At 35.5% G+C, this 7,884-nt stretch carries 8 protein-coding genes; 5 read left to right on the forward strand and 3 right to left on the reverse strand.

Annotated elements, in window-relative coordinates:
• Together ABWO41_RS13125 and tgt are read right to left on the reverse strand one after the other, a co-directional pair.
• Positions 1-956 (reverse strand): LptF/LptG family permease (locus ABWO41_RS13125; RefSeq protein WP_353138728.1); only part of this gene is annotated, 956 nt, incomplete at its 3' end.
• Positions 956-2,086 (reverse strand): tRNA guanosine(34) transglycosylase Tgt, encoded by a 1,131-nt coding sequence (gene tgt, locus ABWO41_RS13130; RefSeq protein WP_353138731.1) that lies wholly within the window; start codon positions 2,084-2,086, stop codon positions 956-958. The genes ABWO41_RS13125 and tgt, both read right to left, overlap by 1 nt.
• Positions 2,087-2,227: 141 nt before the next feature.
• Here tgt and ABWO41_RS13135 point away from each other — a divergent pair, with 141 nt between their 5' ends.
• The 5 genes from ABWO41_RS13135 (at position 2,228) to dprA (ending at position 6,673) form a co-directional block, all read left to right on the forward strand.
• Positions 2,228-3,088 carry an SDR family oxidoreductase gene (locus ABWO41_RS13135; protein WP_353138734.1) on the forward strand — a complete coding sequence of 287 codons (861 nt, stop codon included), beginning with the start codon at positions 2,228-2,230 and terminating at the stop codon, positions 3,086-3,088.
• A gap of 108 nt (positions 3,089-3,196) precedes the next feature.
• The gene (locus ABWO41_RS13140; RefSeq protein WP_353138737.1) at positions 3,197-4,318 is read left to right on the forward strand and encodes a glycosyltransferase; all 1,122 of its coding nucleotides are present in this window, start codon (positions 3,197-3,199) and stop codon (positions 4,316-4,318) included.
• Positions 4,309-4,920: an RNA polymerase sigma factor gene (locus ABWO41_RS13145; RefSeq protein WP_353138740.1), complete on the forward strand. Its 612-nt coding sequence runs from the start codon at positions 4,309-4,311 to the stop codon at positions 4,918-4,920. The genes ABWO41_RS13140 and ABWO41_RS13145 overlap by 10 nt, the downstream gene beginning before the upstream one ends.
• Entirely contained in the window at positions 4,910-5,542 is a 633-nt protein-coding gene (gene rsmG / locus ABWO41_RS13150; protein ID WP_353138743.1) for a 16S rRNA (guanine(527)-N(7))-methyltransferase RsmG, read from the forward strand. Before ABWO41_RS13145 ends, rsmG begins: the two co-directional genes overlap by 11 nt.
• A gap of 42 nt (positions 5,543-5,584) precedes the next feature.
• Positions 5,585-6,673: a DNA-processing protein DprA gene (dprA, locus tag ABWO41_RS13155; protein WP_353138746.1), complete on the forward strand. Its 1,089-nt coding sequence runs from the start codon at positions 5,585-5,587 to the stop codon at positions 6,671-6,673.
• Between the two features lie 92 nt (positions 6,674-6,765).
• Here dprA and asnA read toward each other — a convergent pair whose 3' ends face one another.
• Complete coding sequence (gene asnA, locus ABWO41_RS13160) at positions 6,766-7,773, reverse strand: aspartate--ammonia ligase (protein WP_353138749.1); 1,008 nt, start codon at positions 7,771-7,773, stop codon at positions 6,766-6,768.
• Positions 7,774-7,884: the final 111 nt, after the last annotated feature.

The following is a 7,884-nucleotide window of genomic DNA, read 5'->3' on the forward strand; positions in this document are numbered from 1 at the left end:
CTTAAGAGTATTCCAAGGCCCAGAGGAAGTCCGACACCGCCTCTAACTTTCCTGGAAGATAGTGCAACCCCAATGAGGGTTAATATATAGGTAGAGAAGGGATAAGTCCACCGCTTAAATTTTTCCAATTCCAGGTTTACCATAACACCAGACCCTCTGATCTTTTCTTTCTCAATCTTCTCATTCAGTTCCCAGTAATTCATAGCAGAATAGATATTGTCCCTGATGTCAAAATCGATTGGTTTCATATCAAGCGTAGTGTCTTTGACCGTTCCGTTTTCCATGCGTTCCTTTAACCCGTCAACATATCTGATAGTATAATTTTCAACCTTCCATTTATTGCTTACAGAGTCCCATGAAATACGGTCTGCCATCAGTTTTTCTTTAAGCTCTTTCCCATTAAAATTTTCCAGAGAGAACTTATAGCCCGAATTTCTAAGGTTATCAAACGACTCCATATATATATATGTATTGGAATCCAGTTGCAGATGTACATTGTTTCGAGATGTTTCCTTTATTTTGGTGTAGGTATTCTCGAAATTAATCATTAACCGGTTGGTTTCCGGAATAACGAACAGATTAAAGCCTATATTAAAAATAAAAATAACAGTGGCAGCAACAAAATAAGGTCTTAAGAACCTGTTAAAGCTTGCTCCGCTTGTTAAAATAGGAACAATTTCAGTTTGATCTGCCATTTTTGCGGTAAAGAAAATGACAGAGATAAAGTTGATAAGCGGGTTAAGGAAATTTAGATAAAAAGGAATAAAACCGGCATAATATTCAAAAACAACCTGGCTGAAAGTGGCCTTACTTTTTAAAAAATCATCCAGTTTTTCTGATATATCGAAAACAACAGAAATAACAGTAAACAAGGCCATTGTGAAAATAAATGTGCCCAGGTATTTCCTGATGATATACCAGTCTATTAGTTTGATGTATTTATTAAAAAATTTCATTAAAGCCTTTGTCCCAGAACTTTGATCATTTTATTTTTCCAATCGTAAAATTCTCCAGAGATAATTTTTGCTCTGGCTTCTTTCACTAACCAAAGATAAAAATGTAAGTTGTGTAAAGAAGCAATTTGTGCACCTAAAATTTCTTTGGAGTGAATAAGGTGTCTTAAATAGGCTTTGGAGTAAACCAGGTCGGAATATAAATCGCTATCGGGATCTATTGGAGAGAAGTCATCTTTCCATTTTTCATTCTTGATGTTAATAATCCCATTTCTGGTAAATAGCATTCCGTTTCTGGCATTTCTGGTAGGCATAACGCAATCAAACATATCAATCCCCAAAGCAATATTTTCCAGGATATTAATAGGAGTGCCTACGCCCATCAGGTATCTTGGCTTTTCAGTTGGCAATACATCACAAACAACCTCGGTCATGGCATACATCTCTTCGGCAGGTTCGCCAACGGACAATCCGCCAATAGCATTTCCTTCTCTGTTTTGCTCAGCAATGAACTCTGCAGATTTTTTTCTTAAATCCTTATATACAGAACCTTGAACAATAGGAAACAATGTTTGCGAATAGCCGTATTTTGGTTCGGTGGAATCGAATCTGTCAATACACCTTTTTAGCCATCTATGCGTCATATCTAACGATTTTCTGGCATAATTATAATCACACGGATAAGGCGTACATTCATCAAAAGCCATAATGATGTCGGCACCTATAGTCCTTTGAATGTCCATTACATTTTCTGGAGTAAACAAATGTTTGGAGCCGTCTATATGTGATTTGAAGGTTACACCTTCTTCTTTTATTTTTCTTACTTCTGTTAATGAATAAACCTGATAACCACCGCTGTCTGTCAATATAGGCTTCTCCCACCCATTAAATTTATGTAAGCCTCCTGCTTTCTCGATCACATCTAAACCTGGTCTCAAATACAGATGATAGGTGTTACCCAATATAATCTGTGCTTTTATATCGTCTCTAAGTTCCCTTTGATGAACTGCTTTCACTGTTCCCGCGGTTCCGACAGGCATAAAAATAGGTGTCTGGATTGTTCCGTGGTCTGTTTCTATTTCACCAGCTCTGGCCTTCGAAAATTTATCTTGTACAGATAGTTTAAACTTCATCAAATTCAATATAAGGAGCGCAAAAATAGTAAAATTTAATCCAGATTGGGGTATTTACCATTGGCTTTCTTTGCAAAGGGATAATAAAAGAGCAAAACTTTGGTACAGTAATGGTTTATGCATAATTAAAAGTCTACTGCTATGAAAAAACAAGAGAAAAAGGTTAAACAACCAGCACAAGCACAGTCTAGGCAACCAGGGAAAGAATCTTTAATGAACCCAGAACCGGAATATCAGGTTAAAAAAACAAAAGATTATTTTAAGGATAAACTGGTATTAATTACAGGAGGAGACAGTGGAATTGGCCGGGCAATTTCGGTAGCATTTGCCTATGAAGGTGCAAATATTGCCATAGCTTATTTGAATGAGCATGAAGATGCCGAATTGACCAAACAGCTTGTAGAGAAAGAAGGGGTGCGCTGTTTGCTTATATCTGGTGATATTGGTGAAGAAAAACATTGTAAAGATGTTGTCAGTAAAGTAATAAAAGAGTTTGGCCGGGTAGATATACTTATTAATAATGCTGCGGTTCAGTATCCGCAGAAAGAAATTGTAGATATTACTAAAGATCAATTAGAGAAAACATTCAGAACCAATATTTTTTCTCAGTTTTATCTAACAAGTGCATCGTTGAAATATTTAAAAGAAGGTTCCAGTATTATAAATACGGCATCTGTAACGGCTTACAGAGGGAGTCCCGAATTGTTGGATTACTCGGCTACCAAAGGTGCAATTGTAGCATTTACAAGATCTTTGTCTATGTCGCTTATGAAAAAAGGAATTCGTGTAAATGCTGTGGCACCAGGGCCAATCTGGACGCCGCTTATTCCGGCTACTTTCGATAAAGAAAAGGTCGCTAAATTTGGATCAGATTCTCCAATGGGACGTGTAGGGCAACCTAATGAAGTAGCTTCATGTTACGTGTTTCTTGCATCGGAAGGAGCTTCTTATATCTCGGGACAGGTACTGCACCCCAACGGAGGGGAGAGTATAAATACCTAAAATTGCTGTAAAAGGAATGTCGATACTAAAATTAAATGTTTTTATAAGGCTGTAAAGTTTGTTTTTTGGTTTAAATTGAGAAATTTGCAAGCTTAAATTAAAACTTAATTGGAAGCTTATTTAGAATACACTTTACTCGCTTTTTTACTGATTTTTTTTCTTATTCAACTCTACTACTTAATAGTCGTTCAAAGAAAACTTAATATCTATAACTCAGATCAGGAGAATATAAGCTACGATTTTAAGGTTTCGGTAGTCATTTGTGCGAGAAATGAATCCAAAAACTTACAGGAAAATTTGCCTTTAATATTTCAGCAAAAAGGGATTGACTTTGAGGTTGTTGTAGTAAACGATTGTTCTTTTGATAATTCTGATGAAATTCTCAGGGATTTTAAAGAGCAGTACGCAAATCTGAAAGTGGTTACAAAGGAAGAGCATGTTTTATACAAAACAGGGAAAAAGTTTGCACTTACTTTAGGAATTAAGGCTGCTTCTAATGAGATTTTAGTCTTTACCGATGCAGATTGTAAACCTTGTTCAGATGAATGGCTGGTTATGATGTGCTCAGCTTATAGAAAGCCACAGGCCGAAATTGTATTAGGGTATTCACCGTACGAAAAGAAGAAAGGATTATTGAATATGCTTATCAGGTATGAAACATTCCAGACTGCGCTCAATTACTTCTCTTTTGCGCTAAATGGCATGCCATATATGGGAGTCGGAAGGAATCTGTCGTATAAGAAAGCGCTGTTTTTTAAAAATAAAGGTTTTGCTTCGCACATGCATATTCCGTCTGGAGATGATGATCTTTTTGTAAATCAAACCGCCAACGTAATAAATACTTTTATAGAGATAAGACCAGAATCGCATGTGATTAGCGAGCCAAAAGATACATGGAAAGGTTACTGGAACCAGAAATTAAGGCATTTTGGTGCAGGTAAAGCGTATAAAAAAACACATCAATTCCAACTGACATTACAAGGTGTATCTGCCATAGGTTTTTATGTTTTTATAGTTACCTGTTTAGCATTACAAATTTATTGGCCTTATATTTTAGGGGTATTTTTTATAAGATTTTTGGTTCAAATTTTAATTTACTCTAAATCTTTAACTATTTTACGCTGCAAAGATTTGATCTGGAGTTTGTTGTTTTTAGATCTATTTTATCAAATGTTTTTAATGATTATCAGCTTTAGAAGAATTTTCAGAAAAAAAATCGCATGGAAATAAATCCAAATTTTTCGGAAAACGCCAAGAATGATTATAATCTTGTTTTAAGTGCCAAAGAAGGTAATCAGAAGGCTTATGCAGAATTGATGCACCGTTATAAGGATGCCATTTATTTCATGGTTTTGAAAATGGTAAATAATAAAGACGATGCAATGGATTTAACCGTTTCCACTTTTGCAAAGGCTTTTGAAAATATAGATAAATATAAAGCCGATTTTGCCTTTAGTACCTGGTTATTTCGTATAGCAACAAATGGTAGCATAGACTTTATCAGAAAGAAACGGATAGTTACCACGTCTATAGACAATGCATTGGCAGAAGACGGAGAAGATTATGTTTTTTATATTAAAAGCGATGATCCAAACCCCGAAGAGTCGTCTATCAAAAAGCAACAGGCAGAACAGGTGAAAGATATTGTTAACAGATTGCCAGACAGATATAAAACACTGGTTATCTTAAGATATTTTGACGAACTATCATACGAAGAAATAGCAGAACAATTGATGTTGCCTCTGGGGACTGTTAAAGCACAATTGTTTAGAGCAAGAGATTTGTTGTCTAACATTTTAAACAAACAAAAAAAGACCGGAAATGAGTTCTGAAATTATATATAAATACTTCCCCAGGTTAAGCGCAAAACAAAAAGAACAATTCGATAAATTATTTGATTTGTATTCTTTCTGGAACTCACAGATTAATGTAATTAGTAGAAAAGACATCGATCTGCTTTACGAAAGACATATTTTGCATTCTATAGGTATAGCAAAAGTGTTATCATTTAAAGCAGGTCAGAATATATTAGACGTAGGGACAGGTGGTGGATTTCCGGGAATTCCTTTGGCAATACTATTTCCCGAAGTGCAATTTCATTTGGTAGATTCCATAGGGAAAAAAATAAAAGTGGTAAATGAAGTGGCTAAAGGGATTGGGCTACAAAATCTGAAAGCTACGCACAGCAGAGCAGAACAAATTAATGATAAGTTTGATTTTGTAGTTTCGAGAGCGGTAACACAATTGAAAGATTTTTATCCCTGGATAAGAGGTAAGTTTAAGAAAGATTCTGTTTCCAGTTTGAAAAATGGTGTTCTTTATCTTAAAGGTGGCGATTTAGATCAGGAGCTGGCAGAATCAAAATTGAAGAATATAGCCCTATATCCTTTAAAAGATTTTTTCGAAGAAGATTTTTTTGATACAAAATACGTGGTATATGTGCCTGCACAATAGTATATTTATGTAATATATTATTAACCGGTTATAAACCCGAACATGTTTTATGAAATTGCGCTTAGCCTTACCAAGGGTTTAGGTAATATTACCATTCGTCATATTCTTAATTATTTTGGCAGTGCCGAAGAGATTTTTGGTGCAAAAAAGTCCGACCTGGAGAAGATTCCGGGAATAGGAATTAAATCTGCTGCTGCTATTGCAGGAAAGGAGTCTTTCGCAAAAGCAGAAAATGAAATCGCCTTTATTGAAAAATATAAAATCCAGCCTCTGTTTTTTTTAAATGATGATTACCCACGAAGATTAAGGAATTGTGTGGACGCACCTGTTTTATTGTTTTATAAAGGTAATACCGATTTAAATAAGCAAAAGATAGTGTCTGTTGTAGGAACACGAAACGCAACATCGTATGGTCGTCAGTTTTGCGAAGATTTGACAGCAGGCTTAAAACAACATGATGTTTTGGTGGTAAGTGGTCTGGCTTATGGAATTGATATTGCAGCACATAAAGCTGCTCTGCAAAATGATCTGGCTACAGTGGGAGTTCTGGGACATGGTTTAGATCGTATATATCCAGCCTTACATAGAGAAGTTGCAGAGAAAATGGTTTCTTGTGGTGGTTTACTGACAGAGTTTTGCTCGCAATCTATTTTAGATAGAGCTAATTTCCCTAAAAGAAATAGAATTATAGCAGGAATGGCTGATGCCGTGATTGTGGTAGAAGCAACCAAGACGGGAGGAGCATTGATTACTGCTGAGATTGCAAATTCGTATAATAAAGATGTTTTTGCTGTTCCGGGACGAATAGATAATGAGGTTTCTGAAGGCTGTAACTTTTTAATAAAAACAAATAGGGCACACCTGTTAACCGGTATAGAAGATTTGGAATATATTATGGGTTGGGCAGCGGAAGACGTACCGAAACAAGAAAAGCAGCTGGAAATATTACATGAATTAAATAAAGACGAACAAAAAATTTTAGAATTGATTAAAGCATGCGATAGTATTGCAATTGATGAAATTCAGATAAGACTTAATATGCAGCAAAGTAAATTGGCAATTGCTTTGTTGGAACTGGAAATGAAGTCTATAATTGTTTCTTTGCCCGGGAAGATATATAGGTTGAATTAAGAAAGAAGTTTATTAGTCAAAAAAAAACGCTGACGGTTAGACCTGTCAGCGTTTTTTTTATCGTTTATTGTTTAGTTATCAGTTTCGGACTTCTATAATAATTCAATTCCTTTACTGGCCAATCTCTCTATCTCTTCATCTGCCCATATACTAACCTGAACTTCACCAATATGAGATTTTTTAAGCATAAACATGCATACTCTTGATTGGCCAATTCCGCCTCCAATAGAGTCTGGAAGTTTGTCTTCAAGAAGCATTTTATGAAATGATAATTGAGAGCGGTCTGTGCTGTTTCTTAGTTCCAATTGTTTAATTAAAGCAGCTTTATCTACTCTAATTCCCATTGAAGAAAGCTCGAAAGCACATTCTAAAGTTGGGTGCCATACTAAAATATCACCATTTAGACCGTAAGTGCCTTCGCTGTTTAGCGTACTCCAATCATCATAATCCGGTGCTCTTCCATCATGAGGTTCTCCATTAGTCAGCTTTCCACCAATTCCATACAAGAATACTGCACCATATTCCTTGGCAATGGCATTCTCTCTTTCTTTAGGAGTAGAATTTGGATATAGATCCAAAAGCTCCTGAGAAGATATAAATTTGATGTTTTCTGGTAAAATAGCTTTAATGTCCGGATAATGCGCCTCTACAAATTTTTCTGTGAATTTTAGAGCTTCGTAAATTTTAGAAACTGTTTCTTTTAAATATTCTAAGGTTCTTTGTGCAGGTTCAATTCTTTTTTCCCAATCCCATTGGTCTACATAAATAGAATGTATATGTGTGTAGTCCTCATCTGGTCTTAAGGCCTTCATATCCGTTAGGATACCATAATTTAAATCAACCTCCAGTTGTTTAAGTCTCAAACGTTTCCATTTCGCCAGAGAATGCACCACAACAGCTCTCTTTTCGCCTAATGCCTTTACGGGAAATGCAACCGGACGTTCTGTTCCGTTTAAGTCATCGTTGATTCCTGTGCCATCCAGCACAGCTATGGGAGAAGAGACAGGTATAAGATTTAGTTGACTAATAAGTTGGGTCTTTAATGTCTCTTTTACAAGAGTGATCGCAACTTCTGTCTTTAACATTTTTTGAAAGTTCATTATATGCGTTTTATCTCATTTAAAAGCAGTATGTCTTTCTCTGTCTTTTAAATATGGCTTTATCTTTTAATTTTAATAAGCTTGCTCGAATATATATCGATTTTTTAATAT

It is taken from the genome of Pseudopedobacter sp. (assembly GCF_040392825.1).
GTDB lineage: Bacteria > Bacteroidota > Bacteroidia > Sphingobacteriales > Sphingobacteriaceae > Pseudopedobacter.

What these genes read in the sequence shown, in the direction of transcription:
- tgt (WP_353138731.1), bottom strand. Translation starts at nt 2,086, where the DNA reads ATGAAGTTTAAACTATCTGTACAAGATAAATTTTCGAAGGCCAGAGCT.
- ABWO41_RS13135 (WP_353138734.1), top strand. Translation starts at nt 2,228, where the DNA reads ATGAAAAAACAAGAGAAAAAGGTTAAACAACCAGCACAAGCACAGTCT.
- ABWO41_RS13145 (WP_353138740.1), top strand. Translation starts at nt 4,309, where the DNA reads ATGGAAATAAATCCAAATTTTTCGGAAAACGCCAAGAATGATTATAAT.
- rsmG (WP_353138743.1), top strand. Translation starts at nt 4,910, where the DNA reads ATGAGTTCTGAAATTATATATAAATACTTCCCCAGGTTAAGCGCAAAA.
- dprA (WP_353138746.1), top strand. Translation starts at nt 5,585, where the DNA reads ATGTTTTATGAAATTGCGCTTAGCCTTACCAAGGGTTTAGGTAATATT.
- asnA (WP_353138749.1), bottom strand. Translation starts at nt 7,773, where the DNA reads ATGAACTTTCAAAAAATGTTAAAGACAGAAGTTGCGATCACTCTTGTA.